Source organism: Novipirellula methanifontis, assembly GCF_052161655.1.
Classification (GTDB): domain Bacteria; phylum Planctomycetota; class Planctomycetia; order Pirellulales; family Pirellulaceae; genus Novipirellula.
On the sequence record NZ_CP197418.1, the window covers coordinates 8,811,678 to 8,827,208 of the forward strand.

Here is a 15,531-nt window from a genome sequence, read left to right on the forward strand (position 1 = left end):
AAGTCAAGAGACGCCAAAACAATGGCTGAAGCCTTGCCCCCGTGGTGAATTTTAGATGCGTCCGATATCTAAAAATCACGGCGTGAAAAATAAATACAGCTGGACGTTAACATCACCGCAATAAACAGCGTGCAACTTAGCACCGGTTCGAGGATTTTGTAGCGAACCAATTCCACCGGCCCAAACTCGTCGCGATTGATTTTCAACGAGGACTCTCCGCTCACAATCGCAGCAATCGTTCCTCCCAATTCGCTTGTTTGCGGCGTGATGCTGCGAAGTGGGCCGATCAGGAAACGATCGATTTTTCGCCATGTGGAAACATGCGGTCGCAGCGAACGTCGCAACTTTAACGTATCGGCGTCAAGCAAGTCGACTTGGTCAATATCGTGTGCCACCATCAGTGTTGATGATCGACGGTCAATCGCAATCACTTCGACGTTGGATTGCGGCAAAGGATCAGCGAGCGTCCACTTTTCGTGACTGCCATCACGCATCAACAAGCGACATCGCTGGTCGCTTGTCAAAACGACGAAACGCGAGTCACTGCCAATTGCAATTGAAGAAACCACCGACAAGCGATCTGGAAGCGGCACCGTCGCAGTCAGGTTGAGCGTGTCGCGATCAAAAACCTGAAGCGAGTCGGCGTCGGTAGACAGCAGCACGGTGTCGCCACTGATGGCGAGGAAGCCAAACCTCGGTATCTCGCCATCAATCGTTTGGGAAGCGACCACGTTCCACAGTTCGCTGGACGCGGTTGCAGATTGCTTCGAGTCGTTCTGGGGGGTTAGTCGTGACAATTGCTTACCACTAAACAACACCATCGTATCCCCCTCGGCACTGATGCCGACGCTTCGTGGCGGAGAGAGCAGCACGTCGCTGGGAAGAATATCCTGAAATCCCTCCGTGGCGGCTCCCATCATACTCGAAAGTTTTTGCAGCCAGTCGCTCGGTTGCGCCCCCGAGGACTTTGTCGTCGAGGAATCATCGTCCTCATTCTCGCGATGATTCGGGTCACCTAACGCTTTACGAATTTCTTGTTTCGACGTCACTGCGATGCCGCTGGAATTGATTGCGAAGACACCATTATCAGCGTTGATCAACTGCATGGTCGCCGTGGGCAAACGCAGACTCGGCAGAGCACGCCATTGATTCGATTCACCGAGCACGAGTAAGTCAAATCCGCCCAGACCAAACGGGTTGAACCGACCTCCACGAACGACTGCGGTCACCAGAGTCGAGTCGTCGATCGCCACGGGTGCAAGCACTCGATTGCGCCCGAGTGCTTCAGATTCGTAGATTTCGCTCCACAGTTCGGATTTCGAGTCCCATCGCAACAAGCCTTCGCCCCGCGTCGTCGCGAATACTTCATCCCCCGCGATCGCTATGTGGTTGATGGTGCTGGGCCGCGTGACAAAACCGTCAAAGAAGCCACCGATCATGCCGACGACGACAAGATAGGCACCAAACATGCACGTGATACCAATCGCCAGAATCGGTGATCGAAAGCGAAGTCCGGCAAGCGTCGAAACACTGTAGAAAACGGCAAATACGAACACCGAAACGGGAATGCACAACAGCAATCTGAGATTCCATACATCTAAACGCAGACCCGCGATCAGATACAACCCAATGATCAACTGGACGACGCACAGAAACACAAACGCGCAGCCGCCCACAAACTTGCTTAACAGCAGCAGCCAACGCGAGACCGGTTTGCTAAGCAGCAAATGCAGCGATCCCGGTTGCAACATGTCGGGAATAATCGACGCGGTGACGAGGATACCAAGGAAGACGAGAATAAACCCGAGCAACCAATTGATGATCGTCGGCACGACGATCTGGTTCAGCAATATCAAAAACTGAATCTTATCGACGGCAAAACGTGCAGGAAAATCCATCCCCAGATAGGTCAACATGATCGATCGTGCCGACCGTGATTCAAACACTCCGGGAATCGCAGCTTCGATCCGCAAACGTGCACGGCGTCTGCGTAGAGTTTCGTTAATCTCGTTAGAGGCAAGTTCATCGAGCTCGCGTAGTTCACGCAGTCGCGCGGTCGACTTCCAAAGTTTGGCGTCGTACCACGATTCGTCCTCGAACAATGAATTGAGCGAATCGGCTAGCGTGGTGAAATAGAACCGCACATCTTCGCCTTGACCAACTTGCCGCAGTTCACGCTTGACGTCGTCTGGCAATGCATTGGCGATTTTACCAACCGGCGTATTCGCTTTGCTGGGGTCGGCAATCCCTGCAGCCAGCATCGCCTTCAGCCTGCCACCGTTATCGATGTCACGATCGCGGAACGTGGTAGTGAAATCTTCGCGATAACCGATTGGCGCCAAAGCCCCCAACAGCAACCAAATTGCGATAAACGCGACCCACAAAATTCGCGACGATAACGCAGCGTGAAATGAATCGCGAATGATCGCGATGTAAGGCCACAAACGTCTCACGATGTTTCCTTGGATCTCGAGACTTCACGCATGAACGTTTCTTCAAAGGATTCGCGTTTTAACTTTAGCCCGCGTAGCGAAAAACCGTTGTGTCGCAAACGGTCGACAGCGTCATCCACCTCGACCTGCGACGACAAAGGCAACGTGAACTCAACAGTCAACGGATGTGGGGGATCGGGGCTCGGAATCGCCGCAGCGTGACGAGGGTGCTTGTCGCCTACGAAGTTGATTTGGACGAAGTGCTGTCGCAGCCACTGCATTGGTTCTTCGATCGCGGAACTTGGCTCAGGCACAGCAACGTCGAATGCCACTTCTTCGTAACGATCGAATTGAGTGAGTTCATCAATGCGTCCCGCGACACAAATCTTCCCATGTGACATGATCGCGACTCGCGAACAGATCAATTCGACTTCTTGCAAAATGTGACTGTTTAAGAAAATCGTTTTTCCGGATTCTCGCAACCGATCGATTACCTTGCGGACCTCGTTGCGGCCCACCGGGTCGAGTCCGTCGGTCGGTTCATCCAGGACTAGCAGATCGGGATCATGCATCAGGGCTTGGGCCAACCCGAGACGTTGATACATGCCCTTACTGAACTGCCGCACCGATTCCCGGTCTCGTCCACGCAGTCCGACGAGTTCCAGTAGTTCATCGCTGCGGCGATTGATTTCAGCGCCCGACATCCGACTCATTCTCGCGTAGTAGCGAAGAGCGGACCGTGCTGAATGGTGACGATCAACACGCAGCGATTCAGGCAAATAGCCGACTCGCATCCGCGCGGCGATACTGCCTGCCGGCGAGTCAAACAACGACGCGGAACCAGAACTGCTTCGTATGACGCCCAACAAGATTTTGATCAGTGTTGTCTTCCCGGCACCATTGGGACCAAGTAACCCAAACACTTCACCCGCGTGAACTTGCAGGCTCGCACCTCGCAGCGCTTCGACCACACTGCGGCCACGAAACGACCAAGTTGAGTACTTTTTTTTCAGATCAGAGACATTGATCACGACTTGATGCGACGGTGGCCGATGCGATGACGACGGAAGCGTGGACGAATCGACGGCTTCGCGATGCGACTGGGTTGCAGGCGGCGTCTGGTCGAGATCTAGAGGGTTGCGATCCGTGATGTCCAAACTCTAGACCGACAAAATGCGGAGTAGAAGATAGGACAACCAAGTGAACGTCACCGCAACCATTCCAATGGCGAGCCAGCGATGAGCCGGTTGTCGCCAAGACGGTGGATGGACTTCGCGTTCGTAGATATGGCGGAAACGCTCGCGCTGTTGCTCGGAATCAAAGACCCCGTCATCGACCAATTCGTGCAGCCCAAATTGGACGGAATATTCGACGACACCAAACACGCTATTTCTGTGATGGTCCAAATCCACACCCACTCCTTCGAAATACCACAATTGGTTTCCAAAAGAATGCTCGGATTCGAGGGATTCATCCACACAACGCAACTGGATAACGTCGCTCTGCTCAGGACAGAATCGTGCTCGCGTCATCGCGCGGTTACAATCCAACCGTACCTGTCGAATTGTTCGCTCTGAAAAACGTCGTGTTCGTGTATCAGCGCCCATCGGCCTGCTCCGGATTATGCCGTTAAGGGGGATCTTATCGCCTCTTAAAACTATTATTGCGATTTAAGGCTACAGCGTCACTGCCAGAACACAATTTTTCTCAAACTCTGCGGGGATACGCATCTTTTATTTTTCCTAAGCCAAATCTCTTTACATTCTAGTTCCAACCAAACAACTCTCCAGAGTGGTTTGGACCGCATCTCCGTATTAACTTCCTCTGTTTTGCAACGTAATTCCGCATGGCCATCAGCATGTTTGAGCGTCGTTCCCTGACCGCCCCCATCACATTGGGGGTCGTGATGATTGTGATTGTCGTCGTACTGGCGGCTGTCTGGATTATCGCCAGCTGGTTAAGTGCTCAGGGGGGACAAGCCTCCAAGCCGGTCTTTTGGGTGATCCTTGCCACGGGTGTCATTTTGCTCGCCAGCATGCTCGCCGGCTCCATCGCCTACCTGACGCTGACGGTCAAGGCAGTGAACCTAAATCGCCGACAATCCAACTTCATCGACTCGGTGACTCACGAGCTGAAGAGCCCAATCGCATCGCTGAAACTGTACTTACAAACACTGACGCGGCGAAGTGTTGGCGAGGAACAGCAAAAGGACTTTCATCGCTTCATGCTCGAAGATGTCGAGCGACTCGATTCGTTGATCAACCACTTGCTAGACGCCGCTCGAATCGAACGAGGGACCGAGCCAAGCGAAAAAGAGGATGTGCGTTTAGATCAACTCTTGCTCCAGTGCAGTTCGGCAGCCTGCTTGCGGTATCGCGTCCCGGAAGAGACGATTGTCGTCGAGAGCCCCGCGATCACATTACGAAGCCAACCCGTTCAGCTTGAAATTCTGTTTCGAAACCTGATTGATAACGCGGTGAAGTATGGCGGCACGCCTCGCGCCGTAAACGTTAACGCTCGAGTATCGGATGATCAAAAAATCATCGTTTCGATTATCGATAATGGAAACGGCATTCCGGCAAACCAGAAACGTAAGGTCTTCGGTCGTTTTGTGCGACTTGGTAACGAACTCGAGCGTAGCCAACCAGGGACCGGACTTGGGCTGCATCTGGTTCGCAACGTGACAAAATCCGTGGGAGGATCGGTGCGGATTCTTGATCGCAGTGACCAACCAGGCACCGAATTCCAAGTTATCCTCAGCGGTCTCGTGGTAAGCGACGAAGCTCGCACGAGCGATGGGAAAATAGAATAGCCCGCGACCGAGTTGTTGATTCCATCATCCGCTATCCAGTCGCGTGCGGTTCTCGATCGCGAGCAGCATTAAACAAGAGATGAATTTAGAAAGCCAGTCATCATGGGCGCACACATACTTGTTGTAGAAGATGAGAAGCATCTCGGGGTTGGAATCAAATACAACCTCGAGGCCGAGGGATACCGCGTCTCTTTGGTCGAGGACGGACCGACCGCCCTGCGTTTGATCGAGTCCAGTTCGACGTCCGTGGACTTGGTCGTGCTCGATCTAATGCTGCCGGGGATGAGCGGTTATTCGGTATGCGAATCGATTCGCGAACAAGGCTCGATGATACCGGTGTTGATGCTATCCGCCCGAACGCTGGCCGAGGATCGTACGCGAGGCTTTGACGTGGGCGCGAACCAATACATGAGCAAACCGTTCGAGCTTGACGAACTGCTCAGCCGCATCAAGAACCTGCTTCAAATTGCCGGTTTCGAGCGTCAGAAGTCCGCGCCCAAGAAAGCCCGGACGGCTGTATTGGAAGTGCAATTCGGTTCGCTCGAAGTCAACTTCGAAACGCACGAAGTGCAAGCATCTGGCAAACCCGTACGCATGACACCGAAAGAGCTACGGCTACTGCGATACTTTGTCGAAAACCCAAACCGCGTGATCAGCCGCAACGAATTGCTCAGCGAAGTGTGGGGAATGTCGGGCAATTTGCAAACGCGAGCGGTCGACCAGTTCATCGCAAGATTGCGAAAGATCATTGAAGTCGACAGCACCGTGCCGGTCCATCTACTAACGATTCGCGACGCAGGCTACCGATTCGTGCTAGAGCCCAACGCGGGCGAAAGCGGCAACAGCTAGCGCAATTTAAGATATGACGTGTGTGGGAGGGAGTAGCTACGTTCGCCAGAACGTGGTCCACCGCGAACGCGACAGTGCTAAGCAGGTCGTTCGGTATATACCGGTGAAACGTCGATCCTCTTGTGAGCCGACGGCGCTAGCCGCGGGCCCGTTATTTTGCAGGAAACGTGCCCGCGGCTAGCGCCGTCGGCTCAGATCATTATGTGGAACGACTCATTTTGACCTGCTTACTTCAAAGAAAACATCTAAGCCCTGCGATTGAACAGCCCACGTCCAGCTACCGAATTCATCAACCTGAAATCATTCAATAATAAAAAAACCAACCTGCTTCGAAGAGCAGATTGGCTTTGAGTGTTTTGAACCGCAATTGCGGATTCGCTATTTTTGATTACTCGTCGCTTCCAGCAGCAACCGTCTCTTGCTCTTGTTGCGGAGCTTCGGATTCGAACGAAGGTCGTTCGGCCTTTCGCTTGACGCGATCGTTCTTGCCAACGAATTCGAGAATCGCACGTGTGCCCGCGTCACCTAAGCGAGGCTTAGCCAAACGCAAGATACGAGTGTATCCACCTGGACGATCGACGTAACGTTCGGCGATTGTGTCGAACAGAATGCGAGTCGCTTGGCGATCGCCAATCAACTGCACGACGCGTCGCTGAGCCGCAACAACGGGAGCACGGGCGGCAGCCCACTTTGACCAATCGTCGCTAGTACGCCACTTCTTGTAGGCGTCGGTACCACGCTCGGCTGGTGCTTCGTACTTGCGAGCTTCTTCAGCTGCAACTATCGATTTCTTAGCGATCGTGATGCACTTTTCTACCAAGGGGCGAACCTCTTTGGCTTTGTGCAATGTGGTAACGATGCGTCCGGCAACCTTGGGAGCGTTGTCGTCGTAAGTAGCATCGCGTTCAGTAAGGAACAGTGCACTGGCCAAGTTCTTCAGCAGCGCCTTGCGGTGGCTAGGACTTCGTCCAAGCACGCGGCCTCGTCGTCGGTGTCGCATGGCGGAATATCCGTCAAAAAGTTTTTATGGAAATTGTAAGGTGTTTGTGATGACTAAAGTGTCATCTTAGAACAAAGGTTGGTTTGGCACTCGCATGCCAAGATGCAAACCGTACTGAGAAAGTTTCTCACGTACTTCGTTTAGCGTCGTATCGCCAAAGTTGCGAACTTCGAGCAACGAGTCTTCGGTGCGTTGAACAAGGTCGCGAACGGTCATGATGTTTTCGCTTTCCAAGCAGTTGTTGGCTCGGACCGACAATCGTAGATCGCCTAGCGTCATGTTTAGCTTCGCTTCGAGTTGAGCCTCGGGCGATCCCGTTCCACCACGAGCGGCCGAGAAAATGCTCGGTCCAAGTTCGCGGTACTGAACGAATGGATTGAGGTGCTTGCGAAGGATCTTCGCCGATTCCACCAAAGCCAACTCGGGGTTCACGCTGCCATCGGTCCAAACTTCGAGGATCAAACGATCGAAGTTCGTTTTTTGACCGACGCGAGTTTCCTCGACTTCGTAACGGACACGAGTGATTGGGCTGAAGACCGCGTCGATTGGAATGATACCAATCTCGTGATCCACGCTACTGTGTTCGGTACTTGGCACATAACCGCGGCCATTTTCGACAACCATTTCCATCATGAATGGAACATCGTCGGTAAGGGTCGCAATCACATGATTTTTGTTGATGATCTCGACGTCAGCATCGGTTTGGATATCCGCACCGGTAATTGCGCCCGCTTTGTCACGTTCAACCGTGATCACGCGAGTTGCTTCGGTGTGATTGCGAACGACAAGGCTTTTCACGTTCAACACGATCTCAGTCATGTCTTCCATCACGCCGGGGATGGTCGTGAATTCGTGCTGAGCGCCACGGATCTTGATTTGCGTGACCGCACTGCCCATCAAACTGCTTAGCAGTACGCGACGCAAGCTATTGCCAACGCTTGCACCAAAGCCACGTTCAAATGGTTCTGCCGAAAACTTACCGTACGTCGATGTGAGGGTATCGCGATCGACTTCGAGCGAGCTTGGAAGTTCCATGCCACGCCATCGAATGTGCATCGTCATAAAGCCTCAATATGTTTGTGGGTGTGTGGGAGTGGGGTCATATGCGATTGCATTAGGCCGGTGATCGCACGCCAATGCGAGATCACAGCCCAGACAAGCAACGCAGAAAATGGGACGGCGTCAAAGACAGTGACGCCAGATCGATTACACGCGTCGTTTCTTGCGTGGTCGGCAACCGTTGTGAGGGATCGGAGTCACTTCTTCGATCAACTTCACGTTCAAACCAGCGGCTTGCAGCGAAGTGATCGCACTTTCGCGACCGGAGCCTGGGCCCTTCACGCGGACTTCGACGTCACGCATGCCGAACTTGGTTGCTTTCTCAGCAGCCTGTTGTGCAGCACATTGGCCCGCGAACGGGGTGCTTTTACGGCTTCCCTTGAAACCACTGGTTCCAGCACTCGCCCAGCACAACGTGTCACCCTTAGGGTCGGTGATTGTGACCGTGGTGTTGTTGAACGTTGCGTGGATATGGGCAATGCCGCTGGTAACGTTGCGACGAACTCGCTTCTTTTTATTGGTCTTTGCCACTGCAAAGTCTCTATCAGTGAAATTGGGTGAGGTTGAGTAAGTTGACGATAGGGTTTTTCAGGCAGGACGAGAAACGAAGACTTTCTGCGTTTCTCAGCCACAGGAATGCGATTAACGCAAATCCTTGACGCCCTTCTTGCCCGCAACCGTCTTGCGAGGGCCTTTACGAGTCCGAGCGTTCGTTTTGGTTCGCTGGCCACGTACTGGCAAACTGACGCGATGACGGATGCCGCGATAGCATCGGACTTCGCGAAGTCGGTTAATATTTTGGGTGACTTGACGACGAAGAGGACCTTCGACCGTGTATTCACGCTCAAGCAATGCGGTAATTCGGCTCAGCTCATCTTCAGCCAAGTCGTTTGCATTTCGTGTCGGCTCAATCCCAAGCTTATCGCACACCTCGCGGGCCGTATGCAAACCGATCCCATATAAATAGGTCAGCGAATATTGGATTTGCTTGTCGTTTGGCACATCGACGCCCATCAGACGGGGCATAACGGAACTCCTGCAAGTATCGATCAGAGGGACGGCAAAATACGACGAACGTGTGACACATTGGGTCAAGGTGCACGATGCATCGGCCAAGAATCCCGGACTATACCGTCTGGCCCCCTTTTTGCTCAATGGGGACGTGGGATGATTTTTCTAAGAATTTTCACGAACCATTCGGATGAACTCCGTTGGGACGCTGTTTTTCGAAGAGGCGATGATACGGGTTTGCTCGATTTGGCGGAATTGGGAGAGCTCGATCGATAGAATCGTGTCTCCGCAAACCGAGGACCACACTCGAGTTAGCCAAACTTCGTCGCAACATGGTAGCAATTGTCGGTAGATTTCTGCCCCGCCCACCACATAGATTCCACGGTTCATCGAGGAAGTGTCCGAGTCGGCAGAACTTTCCTGTGGCGAAGTTGGGGGTGTCTTGGCCACCATTACCGCTTGTTCCGGATTTTCCGCTCGCAGCACCCCTTCACAATGCCAATCGGCGTTTCGCGTGACCACGATCGTGCGGCGTCCCGGCAACGGGCGGCCAATCGAATCATACGTCCGGCGGCCCATTATCAGCGTCCCCCCCATGGTCAGCTGCTTGAACCGCTGCAGATCGCTGCGTAACCGCCACGGCATATCGCCGTCTTTGCCGATCACACCGCTGGGGGTCATCGCCACCAAGGCAATCAAACGAGATTGGGACGGAGCATCCGAAAGCGAGCTGGAGTCCAGATTTGCCACGCTAGCAGAGGTCATACAGCGATCGGAGCTTTAATACGTGGATGCGGATCATAATCCGTCAACTGAAAGTCCTCGAAAGTGAATCCGTCGATCGAGTCCGGGGTGGATTGGATTTGCATTTTCGGCAACGGCTTGGGATGCCGGGTCAGCTGCTCGCGAGCTTGGTCAAAATGATTGCGGTAGAGATGAACGTCACCGAGCGTGTGAACGAAATCGCCCGGTTCGAGCCCCGTCACTTTTGCCATCATCATCGTCAGCAACGCGTAGCTGGCGATATTAAAGGGAACGCCCAAGAACAGGTCAGCACTGCGTTGATACAGTTGGCAAGACAGCTTTCCGCCAGCAACATAGAACTGAAAAAGCAGATGGCATGGAGGCAACGCCATTTTGTCGATTTGATGGGCATTCCAGGCCGACACGATCAGGCGACGGGATTGGGGGTTTTCTCGGATCTCGTTGGTGACCCAGGCGATTTGATCGACCGTTTCACCGTTGCCGCCTTCCCACGAACGCCATTGTTGACCATAGACAGGGCCCAGATTCCCCTCTTCGTCGGCCCATTCGTCCCAAATGCTGACGCCGTTTTCGCGTAGATAGCTGATGTTGGTGTCGCCACGCAAAAACCACAGCAATTCGTGCAAAATCGAATGCATATGCAGCTTCTTGGTGGTCAGCAGCGGGAACCCCTCGCTTAAGTCAAAACGCATTTGACGACCAAATAAGCCACGGGTCCCAACGCCAGTGCGGTCGTCGCGGTCCAGGCCATGATTCAAGACTTCGTCGAGCAATAGGAGGTAAGTTCGCATCGGATGAAGTTTGTTTTTTAGGGAAAATAAAGGGGAACGAGGGCCAGCGGCACCGCCGAGTGACCATGCAATCATTTCGATTGCTAATTCTATCCCGCAAGGAACGGGTTTGCCGAGAGGCGTCAATTTGCTGAATGACTGGAAAGGCGTGAAAGCCGACGAGACCGTGTTACGGACGCGTCCAATCAATCGTCCAGTGGCGGTCGCTTGTGGCTCGGACACACTCGGCATCCATTCCACATTCCTCAATCGCTTGGCCGATTTCTTCGAGTGTCAAAGCGGCATGAAGCGATTGGCGAAGTAACTGCTGAGCCACCTCGTTTTCGTCACCCGCATGCAATTGGACAAGCGATTCCACGGCGGATTCCGATTCTGGACGCATTAAATCTCGAATAAACACACGTCCACCGCTTTTGACCAATCGCATCGAGGTCGCTATCGCATCGATTGGCTGTTCCAGATGATGAATCAGGCTGTTGGAAACCACCGTATCGGCGATCTCGTCTTCATACGCGGTCATCGATTTTGCGTCGGCTTGGTGGAGCGAGATTTGATAAAGCATTCCAGCGAAGTCGATTTCTTGTTTGGCAAGATCGAGCATCTCGGCTGACAAATCGACTGCGATCACTTCGATCGCCTTATCCCGCGAGGCAATTTCGATCGACAGCACGGCAGGGCCGCAGCCCAGATCGATCACCCTTGGACCGGCCGTCCCCGCCGCGAACAGATCGTCAACAAACGTGCGATTTACCTGGGAATGGTTCATTTCCAGATAGGTCACCGCCTCGTCAAAGGTGTCCATCGATTCGGGTTCAAGCGTACGAGCGAGAGTCACGTGGTTGTTCCGGAAAATAAAGAAGAAAGAGCAGTGCGAAATGTGTTGGTTATGCGGGAGACGTCACGTCCATTCTATGAAAATTTTGCGTTGCCGACTCTCAACCGTGTTCGCCTGACTACTATCGGGCATTAAACCTACGCCTCGTTAGTGATCTTGTGGTTTTGCGATCGCCGGCCGAGTGAAAGCATTGCCAAAGTTTTACCCGATGGGGGCTTTCGGCATGGTGCTGCATGGTGGCACATTGTTATCAGCAAGCGATGCCGCTTTGCGTGAGCGTCTCTGTCACGAGTGCAGGGCGGATGAATCAGAACGGTGGACACAAACGATGATTGATTTAGGAAAGCATAACGTTCTGGGGATCAATGTCAGTGCGATCGATTACGAAGCGGCAGTCCAACGCGTGATCGAGGCTGGCCAACAACGTCAACCGCTCGCAGTCACAGCGTTAGCGGTTCACGGTGTGATGACCGGCGTGGGTGACAAAGAGCACCAATATCGCCTGAACCAATTTGATTTGGTTTGTCCGGACGGCCAACCAGTGCGTTGGGCACTGAACGGTTTGCACAAATGCAATTTACCGGATCGGGTTTACGGTCCGACACTAACTCTGAAGATTTGTGAAGCGGCAGCCGAAGCAGGCGTTTCGATTTTCTTGTTCGGGGCGACCGAAGAGATGCTGGACGGTTTTGCCAAAAACCTCTGTGCAAAATTCCCCAAGCTTCAAATTGCCGGTAAGCGAGCGTCCAAGTTTCGCAACCTTTCGCTCGCCGAGCGCGATGAGTTGGCAGCGGAAATTCGCGACAGCGGTGCAGGGATCTGCTTTGTCGGTCTCGGCTGCCCTCGCCAAGAAGTCTTTGCCTATGAAATGCGAGATCGCGTGAACATGCCGCTGATTGCGGTCGGTGCCGCGTTTGCATTTCATGCGGGCGTGCTTGCCCAGGCTCCACCCTGGATGCAACGCAACGGACTGGAGTGGTTGTTTCGCTTCACTCGCGAGCCCAAGCGGTTATGGAAGCGTTACGCGACGACGAACCCTGCATTTGTTTCGTTATTGACGCTGCAGAAGTTGAGACTTTACGTTCGTCGCAGCGACGGCGGAGTCGAACCCCAGGACGAAGTGTTGTTCGGCTAGGCACGAACAGCCAAGTATTGCCCGGGTGTTAACAGGACAGAACTGAGCCAACGACGTTAGCCCAATATCACCTACTTTGGTAGCGGCGCGGCCTATTAAGTTTGCACAAAACTTGGCTTATCGCACTTCTCCGCTGGAACCGGTTCATCAATCATGGATTGGGCATAATCGCGTAGCGTATGGAACGCGATCGGTTTCACCAGGTGCAAATCGAACCCCGCTTGAATTGCCAAGTCACGATCGGTGGGACCACCCCAACCGGTCAGAGCGATCATCTTGATGCCGCTGATCGTTGGCGAGCGACGGATGCGACGTGCCGTTTCGTAGCCGTCCATGCCGGGCAACCCGATGTCCATGACGATCACCGAGGGGTGAGATTGCGTTGCCTTTTGAATTGCTTCCACGCCATCGTAGGCGACCTGGACTTGAAAGCCTTCGGACTCGAAGAGCTCGGCAAGTAGCGCCGAAGCATCTTTGTTGTCCTCTACTAACAGCAACGACTTCGCAACCGCATGCGTTGGGATTTCGTGATCGACTGAGGTTTCGTGATCGACCGGGATTTCGTGATTGGCACAGCTTGGCACGACTGCGTCTGCGAAATCATCCTCGGCAAACGCTTCGTCTCGTTCGCCGATCGCGGCTGGTAAAAGCACTGTAAAACAGCTTCCCATCCCAGGACCACGACTGGTCGCCGACAGGGTCCCCCCATGCATTGCAACCAAGCGGTTGACGATGGTTAGTCCTACCCCCAATCCACCGTATTCGCGTGTTCGGCTTGCATCAATTTGCACAAAGGGTTCAAGGATGCGATCCGCTTGCATCGGAGCAAAGCCAATTCCATTGTCGCTAACCATGATCGAGATCTGATCGTCGATCGGTTCCAAGTTCAATGTGATGCGTCCCGCTTCGGGAGTATACTTTGACGCGTTGCCAAGCAGGTTGGCCAGCAACTGAGCTAGACGCACTCGATCGCCGTCCACCCAAATCGGATTGTCGGGAATGAGCGACAGGAATCGTTGCGACTTAGACTCAAACGAACTCTCGACCATTTCGATCGCATCAGCGATCGCTAAACGGAGATCGATTCGCCGGACTTGCAATTCAACTTTGCCGCGACAAAAGCGTGACACATCCAGCAAGTCATCGGTGATGCGGATCAGATGGATCGTTTGCCGATGAATGATCTCTCGCATTCGCCGGACCACATCAGGCGAACGTTCATTTCGCTCTAGCAACGCTAAACTTGTGCGAATCGGCGCCAGAGGATTCCGAAGTTCGTGCGCTAATAACGCCAAAAACTCGTCCTTCCTCAAGTCCGCTTTCCGAAGGTCATCGCCAAGTCGTTCATTTTCAAGAGAACGATTTTCGGCAAGATTGCGTTGACGTTCTGCGCGATTGAACAGCATGATTGCAACGCAGTTGACGAAGACGTAAATGATCAACTGGACCAAATCGGGAACGTCATCGATCAACAGGCTCGACGAGGGTGGGATGAAAAAGTGGGCTGCGGCGACGGTGCCCAATCCAATCGCGAAGATAGCCGGTCCTGTGCCGGCGATCCACACCGTCAGCAGCACACTCAGGTAAAACAAACTAAACGGACACTCTTCATTTAGCCACGGTTGCAACAGCGAACGGACCCAGATCACGACTCCGGTGCTGATGACCGCCGTCGCATATCGCCGCAGGATCCCTTGCCATGTGCCACTGAGGCGATCGGTCAGAATCGTTACCACGGCAAGTCTCCTGACACCGTTGGCACTGCAGTGGATTGGATACAGTGTGAATGATCGTCACGAATCGCCTGCACCAATTCTTTGATATCCAAAGGCTTGGCAAACCAGCGGTCCCATCCACGTCCAACTGGCTCGTCTTCGATTCGGCGACGCGATCCGGTCACCGCATAGACACGCAAATCTCTGGTTCGCTCGTTTTCGCGAATGCGACGTAGTGTTTCCAGTCCGCTGAGCATGGGCATTTGCATGTCCATTAAAATTAAATCCGGCAGAGTGCCCCAGTACTGCAATCGCTCACACGCTTCGGCACCGTCTCGAGCGACATGCACGACGAACCCTTGCGAGGCAAGCAGATAGGTCATCAAGCTACGTTCGTTATCCGAATCTTCCACGACCAGCAATCGCAGTGGCGGATTCGCGGATCGCTCTTGGGGCGTTTCGATAGCCTGCGTCGGCATTGACGCCACCTCGTGATTGTCATTATTCAGCCGTGCGACCAGGGTTTCGATCATCGCTTTGGCGTCGGGCAATTCGCCCCGATCGATTCGCAACTGGATCGCGTCCAGATGAAGCTGCAGCACATTGAGCTGATTGCGTCGTCGATGCTCGGATTCGTCAGCAGGACCAGTCACGACAGGGGCGTCTTGATTGCGATCCGATTGCGACGCGAGCGTCTCCTGACGAAGAATCGCGATCTCCGGAGGCGCCTCGATTCCGACCTTCACAATTTGTCCGCGGACCTGAAGGATTTGAAGCGTGATGCCCAGATTGGGGAAGACAATTTGTTGTTGAGAGCGGCGTGAGAGAACCAACATACCCTGAATGCCTCCTGCAGAAGTCAAATGCTTTCATTCGCGAGAGATGGCGAAGGTAGGGAAAGCAAAAGCTCCGAACTGTCACAAGGATTCGAGCTGTGACCGACTCTAGCCGCCACCAGCGTCATCATCGACATTGGAGCAACGTCTCACGGCCTCTACGGTACAATCGTCTGCACATCCCAGCCTGAAACTCGCTGACAATATACGGAGGGGGTGCCGCCCAGGCAACTAACAATGTGAGCCGACCTGGATCATTTTCTGAGTTTCCCAAACGAACTGGTCTGGGTT

The 15,531-nt window shown here is 53.5% G+C and carries 15 protein-coding genes; 3 read left to right on the forward strand and 12 right to left on the reverse strand.

The annotated features are described in order from the left end of the window. Positions 1–68 precede the first annotated feature (68 nt). The 3 genes from SH528x_RS31420 to SH528x_RS31430 are packed head-to-tail and all read right to left on the reverse strand — an operon-like array spanning position 69 to position 3,964. Positions 69–2,453, reverse strand: a complete 2,385-nt coding sequence (locus SH528x_RS31420; protein ID WP_442507369.1) for an ABC transporter permease subunit — start codon at positions 2,451–2,453, stop codon at positions 69–71. Then, entirely contained in the window at positions 2,450–3,589 is a 1,140-nt protein-coding gene (locus SH528x_RS31425) for an ABC transporter ATP-binding protein (protein WP_442507370.1), read from the reverse strand. Before SH528x_RS31425 ends, SH528x_RS31420 begins: the two co-directional genes overlap by 4 nt. A 3-nt stretch (positions 3,590–3,592) precedes the next feature. Beyond that, entirely contained in the window at positions 3,593–3,964 is a 372-nt protein-coding gene (locus SH528x_RS31430; protein WP_442507371.1) for a hypothetical protein, read from the reverse strand. 314 nt (positions 3,965–4,278) lie between these two features. Here SH528x_RS31430 and SH528x_RS31435 point away from each other — a divergent pair, with 314 nt between their 5' ends. Beyond that, positions 4,279–5,244: a sensor histidine kinase gene (locus tag SH528x_RS31435; RefSeq protein ID WP_442507372.1), complete on the forward strand. Its 966-nt coding sequence runs from the start codon at positions 4,279–4,281 to the stop codon at positions 5,242–5,244. Positions 5,245–5,346: 102 nt separating this feature from the next. Then, on the forward strand, positions 5,347–6,093 hold the full coding sequence (locus SH528x_RS31440) for a response regulator transcription factor (RefSeq protein ID WP_442507373.1): 747 nt from the start codon (positions 5,347–5,349) through the stop codon (positions 6,091–6,093). Positions 6,094–6,481: 388 nt separating this feature from the next. Here the strand turns inward: SH528x_RS31440 and SH528x_RS31445 are convergent, their stop codons facing one another. The 7 genes from SH528x_RS31445 to SH528x_RS31475 form a co-directional block, all read right to left on the reverse strand. After that, entirely contained in the window at positions 6,482–7,093 is a 612-nt protein-coding gene (locus SH528x_RS31445; protein WP_442507374.1) for a bL17 family ribosomal protein, read from the reverse strand. 66 nt (positions 7,094–7,159) lie between these two features. Continuing rightward, positions 7,160–8,155, reverse strand: coding sequence for a DNA-directed RNA polymerase subunit alpha (locus SH528x_RS31450; protein WP_442507375.1), 996 nt, complete (start codon positions 8,153–8,155; stop codon positions 7,160–7,162). 144 nt (positions 8,156–8,299) lie between these two features. Next, complete coding sequence (rpsK, locus tag SH528x_RS31455) at positions 8,300–8,683, reverse strand: 30S ribosomal protein S11 (protein ID WP_008696448.1); 384 nt, start codon at positions 8,681–8,683, stop codon at positions 8,300–8,302. Positions 8,684–8,794: 111 nt separating this feature from the next. Further along, positions 8,795–9,166 (reverse strand): 30S ribosomal protein S13, encoded by a 372-nt coding sequence (rpsM, locus tag SH528x_RS31460; RefSeq protein WP_442512216.1) that lies wholly within the window; start codon positions 9,164–9,166, stop codon positions 8,795–8,797. Between the two features lie 162 nt (positions 9,167–9,328). Further along, a complete protein-coding gene (locus tag SH528x_RS31465; RefSeq protein WP_442512217.1) occupies positions 9,329–9,844 on the reverse strand; it encodes a dihydrofolate reductase in 516 nt (171 codons plus the stop codon). Between the two features lie 80 nt (positions 9,845–9,924). After that, positions 9,925–10,719, reverse strand: coding sequence for a thymidylate synthase (locus SH528x_RS31470; protein WP_442507376.1), 795 nt, complete (start codon positions 10,717–10,719; stop codon positions 9,925–9,927). A 169-nt stretch (positions 10,720–10,888) separates the two neighbouring features. After that, positions 10,889–11,554: a class I SAM-dependent methyltransferase gene (locus SH528x_RS31475; protein ID WP_442507377.1), complete on the reverse strand. Its 666-nt coding sequence runs from the start codon at positions 11,552–11,554 to the stop codon at positions 10,889–10,891. Between the two features lie 190 nt (positions 11,555–11,744). Between SH528x_RS31475 and SH528x_RS31480 the strand changes: the two genes are divergently transcribed. Next, complete coding sequence (locus tag SH528x_RS31480) at positions 11,745–12,689, forward strand: WecB/TagA/CpsF family glycosyltransferase (protein ID WP_442507378.1); 945 nt, start codon at positions 11,745–11,747, stop codon at positions 12,687–12,689. Between the two features lie 95 nt (positions 12,690–12,784). Here SH528x_RS31480 and SH528x_RS31485 read toward each other — a convergent pair whose 3' ends face one another. After that, a complete protein-coding gene (locus SH528x_RS31485; RefSeq protein ID WP_442507379.1) occupies positions 12,785–14,425 on the reverse strand; it encodes an ATP-binding response regulator in 1,641 nt (546 codons plus the stop codon). After that, positions 14,419–15,240: a response regulator gene (locus SH528x_RS31490; RefSeq protein ID WP_442507380.1), complete on the reverse strand. Its 822-nt coding sequence runs from the start codon at positions 15,238–15,240 to the stop codon at positions 14,419–14,421. Before SH528x_RS31490 ends, SH528x_RS31485 begins: the two co-directional genes overlap by 7 nt. Positions 15,241–15,531: the final 291 nt, after the last annotated feature.